Origin of the sequence: Shewanella sp. POL2 (assembly GCF_000282755.1) — a bacterium.
In the GTDB taxonomy this organism is placed as follows: domain Bacteria; phylum Pseudomonadota; class Gammaproteobacteria; order Enterobacterales; family Shewanellaceae; genus Shewanella; species Shewanella xiamenensis.
Genome location: NZ_AKZL01000084.1, coordinates 1 through 19,160 on the forward strand (window position 1 = coordinate 1; position 19,160 = coordinate 19,160).

At 46.9% G+C, this 19,160-nt stretch carries 14 protein-coding genes; 7 read left to right on the forward strand and 7 right to left on the reverse strand.

Annotated features, from left to right (window positions below; genetic code table 11):
• The 3 genes from nhaD to SHEWPOL2_RS17880 all read left to right on the forward strand — a co-directional run.
• On the forward strand, nt 1–914 hold a 914-nt coding region (gene nhaD / locus SHEWPOL2_RS17870; protein WP_037430312.1), incomplete at its 5' end, for a sodium:proton antiporter NhaD.
• 165 nt (nt 915–1,079) lie between these two features.
• Nucleotides 1,080–1,826 carry a winged helix-turn-helix domain-containing protein gene (locus SHEWPOL2_RS17875; RefSeq protein ID WP_037430314.1) on the forward strand — a complete coding sequence of 249 codons (747 nt, stop codon included), beginning with the start codon at nt 1,080–1,082 and terminating at the stop codon, nt 1,824–1,826.
• Nucleotide 1,827: 1 nt separating this feature from the next.
• Complete coding sequence (locus SHEWPOL2_RS17880) at nt 1,828–2,367, forward strand: hypothetical protein (protein ID WP_037430316.1); 540 nt, start codon at nt 1,828–1,830, stop codon at nt 2,365–2,367.
• A gap of 63 nt (nt 2,368–2,430) precedes the next feature.
• On the opposite strand, the gene SHEWPOL2_RS17885 is transcribed toward SHEWPOL2_RS17880, so the two are convergent.
• Together SHEWPOL2_RS17885 and SHEWPOL2_RS17890 are read right to left on the reverse strand one after the other, a co-directional pair.
• Nucleotides 2,431–2,955: a hypothetical protein gene (locus tag SHEWPOL2_RS17885; protein ID WP_037430318.1), complete on the reverse strand. Its 525-nt coding sequence runs from the start codon at nt 2,953–2,955 to the stop codon at nt 2,431–2,433.
• A gap of 10 nt (nt 2,956–2,965) precedes the next feature.
• The gene (locus SHEWPOL2_RS17890; protein WP_037414755.1) at nt 2,966–3,787 is read right to left on the reverse strand and encodes a hypothetical protein; all 822 of its coding nucleotides are present in this window, start codon (nt 3,785–3,787) and stop codon (nt 2,966–2,968) included.
• Between the two features lie 443 nt (nt 3,788–4,230).
• Between SHEWPOL2_RS17890 and SHEWPOL2_RS17895 the strand changes: the two genes are divergently transcribed.
• From SHEWPOL2_RS17895 to SHEWPOL2_RS17905, 3 genes are all read left to right on the forward strand, one after another.
• Nucleotides 4,231–4,974, forward strand: a complete 744-nt coding sequence (locus tag SHEWPOL2_RS17895; protein ID WP_037430320.1) for a helix-turn-helix domain-containing protein — start codon at nt 4,231–4,233, stop codon at nt 4,972–4,974.
• Nucleotides 4,967–5,497, forward strand: coding sequence for a hypothetical protein (locus tag SHEWPOL2_RS17900; RefSeq protein ID WP_037414709.1), 531 nt, complete (start codon nt 4,967–4,969; stop codon nt 5,495–5,497). The genes SHEWPOL2_RS17895 and SHEWPOL2_RS17900 overlap by 8 nt, the downstream gene beginning before the upstream one ends.
• Before the next feature lie 85 nt (nt 5,498–5,582).
• Nucleotides 5,583–6,983, forward strand: a complete 1,401-nt coding sequence (locus tag SHEWPOL2_RS17905; protein ID WP_037430329.1) for a hypothetical protein — start codon at nt 5,583–5,585, stop codon at nt 6,981–6,983.
• Here SHEWPOL2_RS17905 and SHEWPOL2_RS17910 read toward each other — a convergent pair.
• The 5 genes from SHEWPOL2_RS17910 to srmB form a co-directional block, all read right to left on the reverse strand.
• On the reverse strand, nt 6,964–9,201 hold the full coding sequence (locus SHEWPOL2_RS17910) for a PAS domain-containing protein (RefSeq protein ID WP_037430322.1): 2,238 nt from the start codon (nt 9,199–9,201) through the stop codon (nt 6,964–6,966). The two genes, SHEWPOL2_RS17905 and SHEWPOL2_RS17910, sit on opposite strands and share 20 nt — an antisense overlap.
• 134 nt (nt 9,202–9,335) lie before the next feature.
• The gene (locus tag SHEWPOL2_RS17915; protein WP_037430324.1) at nt 9,336–10,040 is read right to left on the reverse strand and encodes a TatD family nuclease-associated radical SAM protein; all 705 of its coding nucleotides are present in this window, start codon (nt 10,038–10,040) and stop codon (nt 9,336–9,338) included.
• Nucleotides 10,041–10,208: 168 nt separating this feature from the next.
• Entirely contained in the window at nt 10,209–13,412 is a 3,204-nt protein-coding gene (locus SHEWPOL2_RS17920) for an efflux RND transporter permease subunit (RefSeq protein ID WP_037430326.1), read from the reverse strand.
• The gene (locus tag SHEWPOL2_RS17925; RefSeq protein WP_037430327.1) at nt 13,412–14,629 is read right to left on the reverse strand and encodes an efflux RND transporter periplasmic adaptor subunit; all 1,218 of its coding nucleotides are present in this window, start codon (nt 14,627–14,629) and stop codon (nt 13,412–13,414) included. Before SHEWPOL2_RS17925 ends, SHEWPOL2_RS17920 begins: the two co-directional genes overlap by 1 nt.
• Nucleotides 14,630–14,926: 297 nt before the next feature.
• Complete coding sequence (gene srmB, locus SHEWPOL2_RS17930) at nt 14,927–16,189, reverse strand: ATP-dependent RNA helicase SrmB (protein WP_037430328.1); 1,263 nt, start codon at nt 16,187–16,189, stop codon at nt 14,927–14,929.
• Between the two features lie 400 nt (nt 16,190–16,589).
• Here srmB and SHEWPOL2_RS17935 point away from each other — a divergent pair.
• A partial coding sequence (locus SHEWPOL2_RS17935; protein ID WP_037430331.1) for an MHYT domain-containing protein occupies nt 16,590–19,160 on the forward strand: 2,571 nt, incomplete at its 3' end.

Sequence of the window (19,160 nt, forward strand, 5' to 3'; positions counted from 1 at the left end):
AGCGAAAATTTATTACCCTCGCTTGTATCAATATCGTGGTGGCGGCCAATGCGGGCGGCGCATTTAGTCCCTTTGGTGATATCACGACCCTGATGGTATGGCAAAAAGGGTTAGTGCACTTTGCCGATTTTTTCCATCTATTTATTCCTGCATTAGTCAACTTTGTCGTGCCAGCGGCAATTATGAGTATATTTATTCCGCATTATATCCCTGAGCCTGAAAAAGAGCAGGTTTACACTAAACCTGGCGCTAAACGTATTGTGGCGCTCTTTCTGCTGACGATTGCTACTGCAGTATGTGCTCACTCTTTCCTTGGTATGCCACCGGTGCTGGGGATGATGACAGGTCTTGGCTTCTTGCAATTCTTTGGTTATTACCTGCGTAAAACCTTTGATCGCTCCGTTGCTCGTGAACGGGCAAAGGCGGAGTTACGTCAGGATAAACAGCGTCTTCAACAGTTAGGTAGTGTCGTACCGTTCGATGTGTTTAATCGGATCTCCCGTGCTGAGTGGGATACATTGCTGTTTTTCTACGGGGTAGTGTTATGCGTAGGTGGTCTTGGTTTTATGGGGTATTTAAGTCTCGTTTCTGAGGCCTTGTATTCCCATTGGGATGCGACCTTTGCCAACGTAGCCATCGGTTTGTTGTCTTCAGTCGTGGATAATATTCCGGTGATGTTTGCGGTGTTGACTATGAATCCAGATATGGCCTTAGGTCAGTGGTTACTGGTGACGTTAACCGCAGGGGTGGGTGGCAGTTTATTGTCCATCGGCAGTGCGGCAGGGGTAGCATTAATGGGTCAGGCGAGGGGGATTTATACCTTCGGATCACATTTACGTTGGACTCCTGTCATTGCGTTGGGATATGTGGCGAGTATTTTAGTACATATGTGGCTCAATGCTGCAATGTTCTAAAAACAAATGAAACATAATGTATCCTTGTTTGTTTTTAGCATTAAATTTTTTATTGATGTAATTCACAGATTATTCATCTGATGCGGGGAGATGTCCTCGGATTACTGCGTTATTAAAGTTCAAATTGTATACTCGGCTTCAAGTTAGGTAATGCTAGGAGCCGAGATGCAAATTGGTGATTGTTGGTTTGATGCCCAAGAACATTTGTTAGTCGATGCCTCTGGCTGTCGCTGGATACTGAGTAGCGATGAATATCAAGTACTGAGCGTATTGGCTAAGCATCGAGGTAAGGTGGTTTCCCGCTTTGAATTAACGCAGTTATTGTCATCCTATGTTAAGGGTGCCCGTCGGTGTGATGATACTCTCGATGATGTTATCAAGCGGTTGCGTTCTATATTAGGAAAAAAGCCATATTCTTTACTCGATACGGTACGGGGTGAGGGGTTTATTTTATATCCTTCATCAGTGTCGATTAATCATAAGCTACTTGACTCCCCAACATATCAAATCAATCCGTTACAGTTCGCATTGATCATACTTGTTACCCTGATAGCTCTATGTGGGATTGGGGCGCATATTAGCCATCCAACGCAAATTGCACCGAATTATAGCCAGCAGATCCAGAAGCCAAATGGTTTGGCGTCAGAGGTTAAGTTCTACACTGGGCAATACTACTGTGCGGAGATGAAGTCCCTCGTTGAACAAATGATGGGGCAAATTGAAGCGTGTGCCGTGTTTCCTTGGCAATCTGTGGCGGCGAATATTTCTATTGATCGCAAGTTAATCAGCTTTATTTTACGGGATAACCGTGAGAATGGGCTTAAGTTTCAGACGATAAAATTAATGTCTGACAATTTTATGAGTGATACATCGCAACCTGATTGGTTAACACTTGCGGGGATATGTAGCTAAGATGGTATCCAGCATTTTCTCGTTAAGCCGTTTAAAACCATGGCAACTCCTGTTAATCATTATGCTCGGATTGGGGGGGCTGCTATATGGATATGGGCAGAGTGTTAGCCATAAAAGTTTACACTTAGATTGTCATGCTCAGTTATTCCAGCCACCATTTTCCGATGCATCTTCGTCATTATTGCGCCATTCTTTATCGCTTTCGGTCCAAGTGCAGGGGCAAAAGGCAACTTTAGATTATAGTTATGGCATTGATAATAAGGATCTTGCGTCCATCAACTATTCTGGTGAGGTTAAACATTTTGACATTGGCACTATGACCTATCAATTTGATTTAGCTCAAGCGAATATCAAAATGGATCTGCTGCAAACAGAGCTCCCTGAGCCGATTCGAGAGGATGTGCAACGCTCAAGGGCTGCATTAATCGCGCTGGGAACCATGAGCTTTAATATGCAGATTGTGGATATTAATCGTATTGATGACTATACCCTGATTAAATTTATGCCCAGTGGTAATTTATGGGCGTGTAGTAGTCGCTAATAACAAAATAGGCATCCAAACCTAGAAGTGGATGCCTATTTGATTAGGAGTCGATGAAAAGGATTACAACGGAACGACTGGAACTAAGGTCAGTTCATTATTGGCTTTGGTACCATAAATTTGAATCGCGACTTTAATTTGCGCCACGGCGCCACTTGGGTCCTGTTGCTGCCAATCAAGTCCTGCTATTTCAAACTGATATTGACCATTTTTTACCTCGGTTAATTTACCGCTGCATTCACCTTTGCTTTGGCAACGATAGCTTTGAGTGACATGCCAACGTTTCCATGCTTTAGCATTTGACGACGATTTATTCTTGTCAGGAAAGCCAAAATAGTAAATATCGTAGTTTTTAGCCGCAGTGATTGCCGCTTGTGACGCATCAGCCAATGTAAATAACAACGTGCCGGTATTGGGATCAAATTGCTTTACTGCCAGATTAATTTGCGTCGCCTCGTCAATACTCACGGTTTTTTCGACGGGCGGAGGTGGTGGCGGAGGTGTGATTTCCTCTGACTTGTTATCGTCACTACCACAGCCAGCAAGGGTAAACGAAGCTAGGGTTAACGCAAGTAATGGGTATTTCATCACTGCCTCCTTAATTAAAATGTCCAGTGTGGCAAGTGGTACATTCCATATCCGTTTTAACGCTTGCTGCCGAGCCTAATGTTCCTGTGCTGCCATGACAAACTTGGCAATCCTGAGCCTCAAGTGAAGGTTTGCTACCTGGTAAGGCACCGATATTCTCTCCTTGGTGGGCACGGTTTAGCAGTTCGACCAGGTAATACGCCATGGAAGCTGATAGGCGATAACAGCGTTCACCTTTTTTAGCAAAGGGTAGGCCTGATGCCCTAGACCAGTTACTAATAGAAGAGTGGCACAATACGCTCATGGCTTTTGATGAACTACCAACCAGAGCCGTTTTTTCTGCGGTTGAGCCTATGCCTGCAATAAATTCAGGGGAAGATAAAGGTAGCGTTGTATTTTCATAATAACGGAATGTGTTAGCAATCACGGCGCTGTTCTGACCATTAATATCATCTAAGATATTGACTAACATACCGATAGCGTTGAGGTTACCACATAAGGTGCCTTGGCCTGTGACCCCTGCAAAACCATAACCGGCAAGCGCGGTTGGGATAGTTTTAAACTTATCAGCATCGGCACTATTAGATTGCGCTAGCATAGTGACGACAGAGTGAAATACTTGGTGCATACAGCCACCACCTGTCTCGTAGGCGAGTTTAGCGGTTGCCATGGGGTCTAGTGGTGCGTATTTGAGTTTTTCGCCGAGTGCTAATTGATATTGACCGTCGGCATTGGTCGCCGCAAAGGCTGACGTACCCATTAATGTTGCGCCCGCTGCCGCTGTGCTGATACCGATAATACGAGTTAATGCTTGGCGTCGATTAATGCTCATCATAAATTCCTCTTTAGTAATTGCTTTTATTTATCAATCAGAAAACTGGTTTGATGAAAGCCATTCTAGGGAGCTAAAAGATAAATAATGTGATTTGCCAGAGAGGATATTTCCCTTATTAGTGAAGAAGGTGTCGTTGAATTTTTAATTGCTTTATAAGGTTGAATTTTGGGTAATAATTCGCTTTTTTAGATTGTAATTTGTGCTGACACACATTATTTGTGATATTTATGTAAATTTGTAAGCATTTATCAGCCAACGCTATTGTTTGCAAATACCATTTACATCTGTGAACTAAAGCAGATTTTTATTTTATACACCCAACCTGCGGCTTATCTCACGAAATGTAATTATTTGCCGCCTTGGGTTAACAGGATCACAGTAATCATTAGAAGCCTTGCATAGACTTAATTCCATGATTTTATAGGCTTGGGGTTTTCTTTATGCAAGTGGGGAGCTGTTGGTTTGACAAAGAGCGTGGTTTGCTCGTCGAACAAGCTCGGAATGAATCTTGGCATCTTCCTCGTGCTGAGTTACAGGTGTTGACCTTATTGGTTGAACATCAAGGTAAACTGGTCTCAAAGCATGAGCTTAAGACTGGTGATGGTGAGCACCCACCGCTAACAGATACTTCACTCGCTCGCGCAGTATTTATGATCCGCTCTTTTCTTGGTCCGCAGTATGAAGGGCTGATTGAAACCGTCAAAGGCCAAGGTTATTTGCTACACAATACCCAAGGGCAGCGGTTAAAAAGCTTTCATTATTCTCGATTACAGTCACTACCTTGGTGGAGTGCGCTACTGGTTTTTGGTTTTATGCTGGCGATTTCGGGTTTTTATCTTAGCCGAATTGATCATAGTGTGCCGACTGAACCCTTGTTATCGACAGAACTTCCTTTGGCATCAGGACAACATATTCGCTTGCACCTTTACGCTAATTCTAAAACGAACAATACCATATTGTTTGAGTTAGGCGATCGATTGGGTCAGGGACTAAGCCGCTGCGGACAGAGTGATTGGTCCGAGGTTTATTCCTCTCTTTCACATGATAAACAAGTGCTTAACATTACTTTGCGCGGCCATAAGCTCGGGCAGTCCGTTATTCGAAACTTAAAGATAAGTGATTTTAGACGCCCTAAAGAGTTTATTGATGCACAGTGGCTACAGGAGATTGGGATCTGTGGCTAAGTGGCTAAAGTGGACGATAAATCTCACGATTCTCACTGCGCTGATTGTGGCTTGCGGGGTGATTTATCTGCAATCAGTCTCAAATAAGGCAGTGATCCTCAATTGCAGCTCCGAACTTTTTGACCGTCATGCTCAACGGGTTGAAGATGGTAAATACTATCTTTTAGTCGATGTACTGATCTCTGCGGGCAATGCACAGATTAATTATCGATATTTTAACCTCGATGGCTCCAGTGCAGGCACCATTCTGATGCAGGGCGAAGTGCAAAATATGGAACTCAATCGTATGGCCTACAACGTGTCGGTTAAGACCAAGACAGAATCTGAGGAGGTCGATAAAAAACATTGGCCAGAGCATATGAAGTATCTGTCTTATATAAGTAGCTTACATTTTAGTGAGTCAGGCAGACATAACCTTAGCATTGAGGTGCTTGATAGTGACCCAGACCAAGACTACGCCGTGGTATTGTTTCAGCCCAGTAATACGGTTTGTGGTTGTCGAATCGTCAATAGCCGAATTTAATCAGTGAATTTAGCGCGCTTTCGGTTTAGATTGTATTTTCGATGGTGTTAATGCTGACTCTTTGGCTCCAATCATTAAGGTTTTTGTGTTTAAGATACGTGTCAAACAAGAAGAATCCCTGTCGATTAAGTTCAGCCACCAGATGGAAAAGGGCGATAATCGTCAGCTTGACCTCTATTTCTTTTTACCTAAGGAAATGGGCATAGGTGCGCACACCTTAAACGAAGAAGAATATTATCATAGCGCCATTGTTGGCCGCCGTTCTTACTATTCCGAAGGTTTGCATTTACCGCTCGTACAAGGCCGTTTTGCTAGTATGAATCGCCGCACTGTGGAAGAGTTTAGGCTGTACTTAAACTTGTTTGCCTACCAATTTGCGGTAGCGGTTGAAAACGATGTCAAAGAACTCAATCGGATTGCTGATGTTGAGCATTTTTATCTCGCACTCGATGAGTTGTGTGAACAGATAACCCAATTGCTGAAAAAGTTTCGCCGTAATGAACCAGGCGATGCTAAATGGAAATCCTATTTTGAAAATGCGGATAACTATCTGTCTTGGTTTTGTGAGCAGCAACTGCTAAAAGTATTAGCCCACGCTACCCGTACCAGTGACTTTTCCGACATTCAAGAGCGAGTGCTAACTCTTTGTCGAAATGAATCAGCCTATCGTGATGCCAATAACTATAACTCGGCACAGACAAAACAAGATCCTAATCGAATTTCGAATAAGATGCTGTTATTACGGCGTTTGATTCAGCAAGGGGTCGTACTTAAAGAAGAGTTAAAATCGCTGGGGATCGGCCTTAAAAAGTTCACAACGGGGCTTGCCACGGCATTAGTGATGTTGGTGGTGTCGGCGCTGATTATTGAGGCACAGGGCGTTTTTAGCGGTTTTACTATTGCCCTCGTATTGACCTTAGCGGTGATATACGGATTTAGGGAAATCTTTAAGGACGATGTGCGTAATGCTCTTTGGCGCTTTATCCAGCGTGGCCGGCCGCGGTGGAGCCGTATCTTAAGGGATACCACTAGCCAGGCTGTTATTGCTAAACAATTGGTGTGGTTGGAGTTTATGCGGCCACAGGATTTACCCGAAAAGGTAAACGAAATCCTAAAACACCGACATAGCCAGAACAAAGTCGATGCCGAGATCCTCCATTACAAAATTGCGACTCGGGTAAACCAAGGCGAGTTTCAGGCGGGCTATTCAACAATTCAAGAGCAAGTCAACTTTAGTTTTGTGCCGTTTGCCCGCTACTTAGAGCGGGGCAAAGCCAAGATTTACAAGGAGCTTGAGGGCAAAATCAGCCATGAGTCGGTCGAGCGTCGTTACCAGGTTAATCTAATTTTAGTGCTACGTGATGGCCGTGAAGAGCCGGAATATGCTCGCTATAAAATCACGATGAACCGCTCTGCGATTATCGAAATCACCCAAAGCCAACTGCCAGATTCTTTTAATCCGCCCGTTAAGACGGATGGCGAGTAAAAGCCTGGCCGATATTCTGGTCGTTATTTTGTTTTGCCCTTTTGAGTGCAACCTCGGCATTGCTGAGGTATTGCTCCAGACTTTGTCCTTCTTGATAGCTAGCTATGCCGATGCTGATCCCTTCACCTAAACCGTTGCTGTTAAGCTTTTCTATGGTATTAAGGGCAAAGTGATGTGCCGCTGTTGCATCGGTATCTGGAAGTAATAACAACAGCTTACCCAGTTGCCAATGGAGTATTTGATAGTGGGTTGGTATCTCAAGTAATAGCTGAATTTCCACTTCTTGCTGGCGATTTTCGAGTTGATCGATATCGCTCATGTGGCTCAGTAATCCCTCCGGATTAATGTCCATCACGAGTAGACTCGAGTGGTTGCGGCTTTGGGGCGAAAGTGAAGCAAAATAGCGTTCTAAATCTGACAGGTGCTGCAAAATCGTGCTGCGATGTGGCACAAAACTGCGGGGTTCTGCGCCACGTTGGCCATCGATAGCTTGTTCTAAGGTACAGATGATGTAATCAATCTCACCGTCAGTCGCGACATGTCCCTTGAGGGTGGCCTGTAAACAATTTGAGTGACGTAGATTGGGTGAGCAAAGGATCTGGCCTTGCCATTGGCCTTGCATGCTGATTTGGGCAGTGATCCGTTGCCATTGATTACCTAAATCGTTAGACAGCAATGACGCTAAATCATGATTCAGATCGCCGTTGAGTTGCATGAGCTGATCAAATACTGGGTTAATTTTTATCAACTTACCATTGGCATCCGTCAGTGCGGTCGCCACCGTAGTATCACACAGCAGCTCACTTAAGAATGCTTGGTTCTGACTGTTTATAATGGCGCTGATATCTTCAAGCGTGATCAACATATGGGGTAAACCTCGCCCTAATCGTGGGGCTTGTCGTACGTTGACTCTTAGTGTTGAACCCGTTTCATTGTCGAGCGACAAGTGACCAGACCATTCACCCAATCGGTGCACTTGTTCAAGGATTTGCGTGTGCGTTAGATCATCGAGATTTAAGGCTCGTTGCAGACTTCGATCGGTTAGTTCATCTTGGGGAACTCGAGTCGCTTCTGCCGCTTTAGGGTTGGCACTGATAATGCGCGCCTGTTCATTGGCTAATATAAAGCCTATTTCACTGTTAAACAGTGAGTTTGCAACGTCAATGCTGTATTGGCGCGAGCGATACTGTAACCGATACATGTGGCTAAGTAGAATGACCCAAGCGGCCAGTAACGTCAGAACTAAAGAAGCGACGATAACGATGTTCTGCCACTGCGAAAACTTTGAGGCAATATCGTCGTTACGGATATAAGAGAGTAAAAAATATTCCCGTCGCAGCTCGGGTTGGTTAGTGAGTTCAACTTTAAGGTAAACAAACGTCGCGTCTTCACCGTGAAACTGGCCAAAGTTGCTCATCGACATTTCGCGCCATAGTGCCGGATAACTTTGGCGTAAACTCGCGCCTAAGGTATCTGGAATATGGGTTAACGGTGCAAGATCGCTTACCCCTGCATAGAGTAATCCTTGGGTATCCAGTACTAACATGGGGGATTTATTGCTTGAGAAAGCCGGTTTTATCGCTTCTAACATCTGTACCATTGAATTGTAGGTAACGAGATAACCTAAAGAGCTTTGATCGGGTTTTTCTAACCAGGTCATTTGATACATATAGGGTTCGAGCATGCCATTGAGTGGCACAAACTCTAAAGGTGAGGTGAACACTTCTTTTCCACCTAAATTACGGCTAGAACCAAGAAGGGTCGCTGGAAGTGCATCCTGACTAAAGTTAGCCGGTGTTGCAAATTTATAATTTCCCTGAGGGTCGAAGAGGGCAATCCCTAGTAGTTCGGGAATATGCTCAACGAGTTCTTGCCAACTTGCCTGTAATTTTTGCTCTGCTGCAGGAGTTGGATTTTTAAGATATTGATTGAGTAGTTCATCCTTGGCGAACAACTGAGTGCGAAACTGCTGAAAGGCAACCTTATCTGTGATCAGCGTGCCTATCGTTTGTAATTCGCTATATCTTTGAGTTGCCCATTCTTCCTGTAACCTACGCTCACCTAAGGTAATGATTAAATTAGTTAAAATGATCATACCTATCACAAGCATCGATAACTGACTCGCAACAGCCAACAGGCGTTGGTGAGACCAATGCAGCCCTTGGGTCAATGAAAGTAATGGTGCGAGTGGATGTAGGCTTGATTTGTTCTTCAGCATGGGCCGATTTTGAGTTGATGATCTGTTAATTTGGCTATGTTAACACGAATGAAATGTTACGACAGTGGCAAGTTGCTCGGTGATGGCGTTATCCCGAGCAAGAGATTCAATCTAGTGGAGAGTCAAGGAGCTTGCTAGCCGAGTGTGCCGAGTACTCTGTGTTTAAACTCGCAGCCAGTTGCGAGCACTTGCTCACGGCAAAGGTCGATATCTACTCCATCTAATCCTTCAATCGCTGAGACTTGCACTCGCTCAATATAGTGGGGTGCGAGGGCGATAAAGGCATTTACCGCGGCATAGGAGTCTGCAAGTTTAGGTCGGCAATGTTGGTTATAGGCCGCCTCATTATCGGCATTGAGTGAGATAGATAAGCCATCAACACATTCAGCCAGTTCGGGCAGGATGTTACGTCGATGCACAAGATTACCCAATCCATCGGTATTGACCCTAACTCGACCGCCACGACGTTTAATTTCCTTGGCGATGGCAAGCAGCGTTGGAAGATTCATGGTCGGCTCGCCATAGCCACAAAACACATATTCCTCAAAGTCTTCCACATTGCCTAACAGCGGGATAATTTCCTCCGGTTTGGGCTGGTGGGTTAGTGCCAATTGATATTCATGGATTTGCTTGCTGCCATTGTGTTTCGGACAAAAGATACAACGCAGAGTACAGCGGCCAGTGATGTTGAGATAACGGCTTTTACGAATGTCGTAGACCAGGGTTTCGGTTGCGCAGGTCTCATTGGTACAGACTTCTACGGTAGTATGGCCATTGGCTAAGGTCTCAGTGGCGATGAGCGGTTCAGGTTTGGCTCTAGCAGTGTGTGAGTTTGGCATACAACGACTTTATTTGGGTCTAAGCGATAACTTAAGGTGAGTGTAACCAATGCCCACAGGGATAACTGCCACTTAGATCGCACTACGCGTTTTAGAATGACGCACTGCAAAAGCAAAAGAGAGCCTAAGCTCTCTTTTTATGGGATTCTCATAGATTACAGACGATAACTAATCCCGCTTATAGTCTGACTCATGTATGGCATCCAAGGAGATACTGTGGCTCTCGTTGATATGCAATGGAGTATCCTGTGTTTTTTTCGGACGCCACCACCAATGGTAGAAGCGGCTACCAACGCGCTTTGCATCATCAAGTATGATATACAGTAGCGGCACTAGGATTAAGGTCACCACAGTCGAGAATAGAATACCGAAGGCGAGTGAGGTCGCCATGGGGATCACTATCTGCGCCTGTAAGCTGCGCTCAAGAATAATAGGCACTAGACCGACAAAGGTGGTCAATGAGGTCAAGATAATCGCCCTGAAGCGATAACATCCTGAATCTACCGCCGCTTGTCTGACCGATTGTCCTTGCTCCCGCGCACGGTTTACAAAGTCCACCAAGATCAAGGAGTCGTTTACCACTACCCCGGCGAGCGCGACGATACCACAGAGACTCAAGACGCTCATGGCAAGACCTTGGATCAAATGCCCAAACAACGCGCCGATAATCCCGAAGGGGATCACTGACATAATGATCAGCGGCTGGCTGTAAGACTTAAGCGGCACCGCCATTAAGGCATAAATGGTGAACAGCGCAAAGAAGAAGCCCTGCATCAGACCGACCATAGCATTCTGTTCATCCAAACTGCCGCCATCGAGGGTGGTTTGGATTTTCGGATACTTGGCCTGTAACTGCGGCAGGAAATCCTTTTGGATCTCAGTAACAACCTTAGAAGGTTCCACCTTGTGTTTGTTAGCATTCGCAATAATGGTAATTGCCCGCTTGCCATCGACACGGGTGATTGAGGCGTAGGATTCGCCTTTTTCGACCTCGGCAACGGTAGAGAAAGGCACCGACTTGCCCTGCGGCGTGCGGATCAACATATTCTCGAGGTAACCCACGGTACGGCGCTGCTCTAAGGGGTAGCGCACCATGACTTTGATTTCTTCTTTATTACGCAAAATACGTTGTGCTTCATAGCCATAGAAGCCATAACGGACTTGGCGTGCTAAATCAGACAAGGTTAAGCCAAGCGCTTCGGCCTCGGGGCGGATCTTTAAGCGGATCTCATGGCTGCCCGAAGAGAAGTTATCGGCAATATCATACACACCTTCGTAGGTGGCGAGCTTTTGCTTAAGCTCGCGGGCGGCTGCTGATAATTCTTCGAGATCGCTCGAGGTCAATCTAAAGGAGATGTCACCACCGCCACCGCCGTTCCCGCTGGCGTTGAAGTCGAGCTTCTTCACCGACAGTAATTCTGGCAATTGTTCGCGCCATGCGGCGGCAATAGCCTCGCCATCCACTTCTCGGTCTTCGCCCTTGGTCAGTTCGGCAAAGATAAAGGCGGAGGTGCGCGAGCTCATGTTGATAAAGCTATGCTTCACCACTTCGCTACCGTTGTCCTTCTCCATTTTAGCGTTCATCTTGTACAGGGCTTCTTCAATATCCTGTACCACCTTGAGGGTGTTCTGCTCTGAGCTGCCTTCATCCATTTCTAGCTGTACTTGGATAAAGTCCGATGGAATGTCGGGGAAGAACACCCAGCGCACTTTGCCGCTGGCGACTAAGGCTATGGATAAAATCAATACTCCGATAAAGGCCGCGACGACGTTGTATCGATGTTGGATACAGCGCTCGAGGAAGTTACGGTAACTGTGGTGAATAAAGTGCTGAACGCGATTGTTAAATTTGTCCTTGAAGCGTCCAAAGAAGCCCGTGGGTTCACCTGGTTTTCTGAACTTCATGTGGGCTAAGTGCGCTGGCAGGATAAATTTAGATTCCACCAGTGAAAACGCCAGACACATGATGACCACCATGCCGATGGATTTCCAAATAATCCCCATGGGGCCAGAAACCATCAACATAGGAATAAAGGCGGCGATAGTGGTTAACACCCCGAAGGTGGCGGGCATGGCCACTTTTTGCGCCCCGCGGATCACGTTATCAATCGAGTGTCCGTGCCGTTCGACCTCACTGTAGGCGCTTTCACCTATCACAATTGCATCGTCGACCACTATCCCCAAGACGAGAATAAAGGCGAACAATGTCAGCATGTTGATGGTCATGGAGAAAGGTTCCAACGGCATGATGAGCATAGTGCCGAGGAAACACACGGGTAATCCCATCATCACCCAGAAGGCGAGTTTGAGATCGAGGAACAGGGCTAAGATCACAAACACTAACAGGGCGCCATAAAACATGTTCGACATCATCATGTTCAAACGGCCCTTGAGGTAGTGGGTTAAATCTCCCCAAGTGTCTAATTTTGCATTGGCTGGCAGAGTGGCGCGGCGTTTCTCAACGTAGTCTTTGACCTGTTGAGCAATGTCGAGGGCGTTTTGATCGTTAACGCTGGTCACTTCAATAATGGCCGCAGGCTTGCCGTTGAAGCGGGTGTACTCTAAACGTTCTTCAAAATCGTCCTTAATGGTTGCCACTTGAGGCAACATCACTCGACTACCATCGGCGCGGGTGGTGACGACGATATTGGCAAAATCATCGCCAGTATAGGCTTGGCCTTTTGTACGCAGCAGAATGTCGCCATCTTCGGCGCGGATCGAACCGCCCGGCAAGTCGATAGAAGAGTTTTGCACCGCCAAGGCGACTTGCGAGAAGGTTAAGCCGTATTCCCGCAGCTTATCTTCTGAGACTTCGATACCGATTTCATAGTCGCGCACACCCGTGACTTTCGCGCGGGTCACGGCGGGAAGTTGGGTCAAATCATCACGTACCGATTTAGCCAACTCCTTCATATCGTGCAGCGACATATCACCGTAGACCGACACCCAAATCACGTTGTTTTCGGGTTCGATTTTATAGATTTGCGGTTTTTCGATGTTCACCGGAAAGGTGGAAATCGCGTCCAATCGTAACTTGGCTTCGTCGAGTACGGTTTGCACGTCGTAGTCATCTTCGACTTCGACCGTGATGGCGCCAACCCCTTCACTGGCAACCGAAGTGACTTTTTTAATGCCGTTGATATCTTGGATGGCTTCTTCAATCTTGATGTTGATGCCTTCTTCGATTTCCTGCGGCGCAGCGCCGGGATAAGCAACGGTAATACTCAATAAATTAAGGTTAAAAGAGGGGAATACCTCTTTATTAATCAACACTGTACTGAATAGACCGCCAATCAGTAGCGCCCACATTAACAGGTTGGCCGCCACGCTGTTGCGGGCAAACCAGGCTAAGATCCCTTTTTGAGTATCCATTAGTTCACTCCAGCGGCCGCAAGACTCGACTCAGGAGCATCTTCCTTAGGTGTGGGTGTCTGCACTGGCTTGGCATCTTCACCTATGATTTTGACCAACTGGCCATTCGCCATATTGCTAAAGTGAGTGATGGCAACGCGCTCACCGGTTTTTAAGCTGTCCTTGATGAACACATTTTCAAGATCGCTACGCACGACATTCACATGGCGCATCTCGACAATATTTTGCTCGTTAATTAAGGCCACATGCTCGTTACGCACGACGTGGCGAGGCAGTTTAACTATGCCATCGACGGTGCGGCCCTTAATTACGGCATTCACAAAGCTGCCGTATTTCAGCGGTAAACTGCCTTGGGTTTTGTGCTCACGCAGGTAAGGGTCTTTAATCTCGGCGACGAGGTAAACCATGCGGTTATCGGCATCAATTACGCCTTCGCTACGAATAATATTACCCATCCAAGTGTTTTCCTTACCCGCCAAAGAGGCGCTTAAGGTGACTTGGGTATCGGGGTGATCGACGGATTCCAAATAGGCTAAATCATCGTTAGAGATAGGCAGACGAATTTCGGCAATGCTAGTGTCGTACAGCTCACCTAGGTTAGTGCCTAATGTCACGTACTGACCTAAATCGACATTTCTGGCCTTGATAATGCCGTCAAAGGGGGCGCGGATAACAGTGCGCTCTAAGTTACGTTGGGCGCGAGCCAATGCAGCCTGGGCATATTTAACGTTGGCTTGCTCTTTTTTCAGCTGCGGGATACGTAACCCCAACTCTGGCGGCAAGCCTTTGTCGTAACCCTTAAATTCGATTTTAGCGACTTCGCCACGGGCGATTTCTTCATTGAGCGCCGCGGTTGCCTGAGCCAAGGTGGCTTCGGCTTGCATTAAATCGGCTTCGTAATCCGAAGGTTCGATTTGGGCTAATTGGTCGCCTTTCTTCACTATGCCACCAGCCACAAATTGCGGCGAAATGCTCAGCATCCGCCCTTGGACTTCGGTCACCAGTTGCGTCTTATATTTAGGGGTAACCACGCCGTAGGAAGGAAGATTAAGCGATACCGTTTGCTGCTCAACCTGAGTGACATCGACGATAGGTACTGGCATTTCTTCAGGTTTTTGTTCGGGGGCTTCCTTAGTTGACATCAGTGCAATCGCACCAACAACAAATAACAGCAGTATAAACAGAGGAGATAATCTCCTGAGTAAAGTTTTCATCATATGATTGTTACATCCGTGCTAAATCGCTTAATGCGCCTAAAGTATCAGAGTCGAGCGGCGCAATAAATTTATTTTTGTAAATAAAATGTGTCTAAAGATGATGCTATCGAGTTTGTGTCCTGTTACCGCGTCGGTTTAGTTTGCTGAGGATACAATTGCGTAGGAGTAGAGTGTTTTTTGTCATATAGGGTTCCACCCCGTACAAAAATATTTGCTAGGTCAATGAGCATAAAAAAAGCCGCAATTTTGCGGCTTTTAGGCGGAAGTAAATATCAGCTTATTCCAAGATTAGAAAACCTAGGACTGTTTTTTGCGGGCAATTTTGCTAGCTTTTTTTGCCGCTTCTTTTTTGCTGGTTTTTTTCGCCGCTTCTTTGGCTTTTACTTTTGCCTTTTTCTTGGATGGAACTCGCGCCTCTTTGTGCTTAGGACGTAATTCCTCAATGATTCGGCGTTTAAGGGGTTGCTCAATATAACGCTCAATCTTACCAACGATGCGCATATCATGGGCTTCAGCCAGAGAAATTGCCGTACCTTTGGCACCCGCACGGCCAGTACGGCCAATGCGGTGGATGTAACTATCGGCAGAACGTGGCATGTCAAAGTTAATCACATGGGTGATATCGTCGATATCGATACCACGAGCGGCTACATCGGTTGCCAGTAACACATTCACTTCGCCTTTGGTAAAGCGGCTTAAGGCTTGGAAGCGTTTCTTCTGTTCCATATCGCCACGCATAAAGGCGCAGGGAATACCGGCTTTCAGCAACTGACCTTCGAGGCTAGAAACCACATCGCGAGTCTTTACGAATACGATGGCGCGTTTAACCTCTTCCTGCTTGAGCAGATGGCACAGCAGAGCAATCTTATGTTCTTTATCATCGGCAAGGTGGATCCATTGGTGGATCTTAGCCTTTTCTTTGCGCGGTGCGTCGACATCGATTTCGATAGGATCGTTAAGCACTTCGCGGGCAAAACGGATAACGCCGCTGCCTTCGAGGGTGGCCGAAAACAGCATATTTTGCTTACGACCTTGGGCTTCCAGGGCAATGGCCTTCACCACGGCGGAGAAACCCATATCGAGCATGCGGTCGGCTTCGTCGATGATCAATATGTCGACCGATTCTGCGCTGAATTTGCCTCTATCTAAATATTCCATCAGACGACCAGGAGTCGCGACCAGAATATCGATATTGTCTTTTAAGGCTTCTTCCTGTGGACCATAGGGCACACCACCAGTGATGATGGCGATATTCAGCCCTTGGCCTGTGGCTAAGTGGCAGGCATAACGGTGAATTTGGCTGGCTAACTCACGGGTTGGCGTCAGGATCAAAATTCGCGCATGGCCAGAATAGCGACGGGGAAAGTCGATTAAGTGTTGCAACGCAGGCAATAAGAAACTGGCGGTTTTACCTGTACCCGTCGGGGCGCGCGCCAAAATATCCCGCTGCTCGAGGGCATGTGGCAGGGTTTCTTGCTGGATGGTGGTGGGCGACAGGTGCCCCATGGCTTTAAGTGACTCTAATAAGCTAGGGTCAAGCTGAAAATCTTCAAATTGCATGCGCGGCGTCTCGACGAATAATAGCCAAGCATTATAAAGGTTATAACCGTTAACTTAAATAATTTAATCGGGAGAGGGTTTACTTTTACGTGCTTTGGCCGATGCAGTGCGGGTCTACTCACTTCAAGGCTTGTTGGTGGCGGCTGTTGGGAGTGGATTTTACCGTACTCTATTGCATTTGAAGGCAGACATTTTGCAAAAGATGTATAAGATAAAGAGAACATTGTAAAAAATTGGCTGTTGTTGAGAGAGTTCGAAGGATTGATGGGATGTTAGCTGGAGTCTTAACAATAAATTGTGCCTATGGTTGATGAGCGCATCCCATAGTACCCAAGCGTTAGCCCTGCTTGGATTGGCGTATTCGAATGTTGGTTACGATTAGGTTTTACGTTTCTAAAACATGGGCTTGGAACATATGGCTTTTGATTGGTTATCGCAGTTTTTTATTTCTTCCCAAGACAGCCTATTGCTGAATGTCTATTACAATCCTCTGCTGGTCACTATTTCCATTCTGATTGCGATTTTTGCCGCTTTTATGGCCTTTCAGGTCACCTCTCAAGCGGTGCTGAGTCAATCGAGAGCGCGGCAACAGATCATGTTACTGACGGGGAGCGTAGTCTTCGGCGGTGGGGTCTGGTCGATGCATTTTATCGGAATGTTAGCCTTCGATTTATGCTCGCCCGTGACCTATAACTTTGGGCTCACGGCGCTATCCCTTTTACCTAGCATTGGTGCCTCATGGGTGGCGCTGAATTTGCTTTCTAAGCCGAGTTTTCAACTTTCCCAAGTGCTGATTAGCGGCACCTTAGTGGGCGCAGGGATTGGCACTATGCACTATGTGGGGATGGCGGCCATGGAGATGGCACCATTACTGCGTTATGACCCATGGATTTTTGCGCTGTCTATCGTGGTCGCCGTATTACTCGCCATTATTGCGCTGTGGGTACGCACTGGGCTGAATCAGCTTATTTCCTCAAATATGAATAGCATTAGCTGTAATTTTATCGCCAGTATCGTGATGGGACTGGCGATTTCGGGCATGCATTACACTGGCATGGCGGCGGCGCGATTCGTTAAACCCGAAGGCTTGGAGCTGAGCCAGCAGACCTCGGAAATCTCGTTTTATCTGGCGCTCGGCGTCTCGGTGATCACTGTTATCATCATCTGCTTAGTGCTGATCGTGAACGTAATTTTTAAGTATAAAGACCTATCTTTGCTCGCAAAATCCAACGAAGACCGCATGCGCGCCATGATGAATACAGCCGTCGATGGGATTATTACGATCGATGGGCAAGGCATCATAGTGAATGTGAACAAAGCGGTGACCACTATTCTAGGTTGGTCCTCCGCCGAGTTACTGGGCGCGAATGTGAAGAAAATTGTGCCCGAGTCGATTCGGCCGAACCACGATGGTTATTTAGCCCAGTACGTGAAAACCCGTGAGGCGCAGATTATCGGCACGGGGCGTGAGGTCGAGGCGCAGCATAAGGCGGGCCATTTAGTGCCAGTGCGCCTAAGTATTGGCCATGTGATGCAGGGCAAAGCCCATTACTTTGTCGGCTTTATTTCCGATCTCAGCCAACGTAATGAGATGGAGCAAGAGCTTAAAAACAATGAGGCCAAGTTTCGCTCACTGATCACTAATATTCCAGGCATTGCCTATCGCTGTAAAAGCACTGAGGGCTGGCCCATGGTGTTTATTAGCGACGCGGTGCAAAACATCACTGGCTATCCCCCGGAGGATTTCGAGCTTCCCCATCCGAAACGTTTCTTCTCGGATCTCTATCATCCGGACGATATTGAAACCATTTACGCCCAAGCGCAGCCGCCGACCTTTTCGATGGAGTATCGCATTATCCGCGCAGACGGCGGGGTGCGTTGGTTGTTCGAGCACGGCAATTATATCCTCGATGAAACCAGCAAAGAGGTGTGGATTGACGGCTTCCTGATGGATATCACCGAGCGTAAGGAGATGGAGCAGGACTTAGTGACGGCGAAGAATAATGCCGAGCAGGCGGCTGCCGCCCGCGCGGCCTTCTTGGCCAACATGAGCCATGAGATCCGCACGCCAATGAATGCCATCATCGGCTTTAGCGATATTCTGTTGGAATCGGTATTAGATGTTGAGCAGCAAAAACAGCTCTCCACTATCAATCGCTCCGCCAAATCTTTGTTGCATCTACTCAACGATGTGCTCGACAGCGCCAAGCTCGACAAGGGTAAACTCGAGTTAGAAAATCGCGTGTTTTGCTTAACCGATGAAATCGATACTGTGATTTCAACCCTGTGGTTGCAGGCGAAAAAGCAGCGCTTATCCCTCGAGGTTAATATCGCGCCGACGATGGCGGCGAACTTTATTGGCTCGCCGGAGCGCATCCGCCAAGTGCTGATCAACTTAATTGGTAATGCGGTTAAATTTACCTGTGAAGGCAAAGTCACGGTCAACGTCTTCCCGCAGGATGACTCTCTGGTTAGCTTCGAGATTGTCGATACCGGTATTGGCATGTCCCCCGAGCAGCTAAATCGGGTCTTTGAGGCATTTGCCCAGGCCGATGTGTCCATGAGCCGAAAATACGGCGGCACAGGGCTTGGCACAACCATCAGTAAACAGTTAGTTGAGTTGATGGGCGGTAAGATTGAGGCGAAAAGTGCCCTCGGCCAAGGCAGTACATTCCGCTTTACTATTCCCTTGCAACCTAGCTTTGAGCCGCTATCGAGCCAGCACGACGATAACTGGTCATTACCGCCACTGACGATGTTAGTGGTCGATGATATTCAGCAGAATATCGATCTCCTGTCCGTATGGTTAACCCGCCAAGGGCATAAAGTGATCACCGCCCGTGATGGTGAACAGGCGCTGCTGCGGATGCAAAAAGCAGACATCGATATCACGCTGATGGATCTGCAAATGCCAGTCATGGATGGTCTGACGGCGGCGAAGATGCGTCGTGAGCAAGAAGTCGCATCTCAA